Here is a 218-nt window from a genome sequence, read left to right as displayed (position 1 = left end):
AAAAATAGTTCCGGGTCCCCATCGTCTAGAGGCCTAGGACACCGCCCTTTCACGGCGGTAACAGGGGTTCAAATCCCCTTGGGGATACCAACACTATTCTAGAATCTAAAGTCACTTAATAACTGTTCTGCTTAGAATGATTATTAAGTGTTTTTAACACTGCTCTTTAACAATTAGGAAAGCTGATAAATGTTCTTATTTATCGCACAAAAACAATG

General features: G+C 39.4%; 1 tRNA gene. It reads left to right on the top strand.

The features are described from left to right. Positions 1 to 14: 14 nt before the first annotated feature. Positions 15 to 90, top strand: a tRNA-Glu gene (locus H5084_RS19430). Positions 91 to 218 lie beyond the last annotated feature (128 nt).

The organism is Psychromonas sp. SR45-3 (assembly GCF_014163575.1).
GTDB lineage: Bacteria > Pseudomonadota > Gammaproteobacteria > Enterobacterales > Psychromonadaceae > Psychromonas > Psychromonas arctica.
Note: the sequence above shows the minus strand (reverse complement) of the source record. Positions and strands in the feature narration are given on the sequence as shown.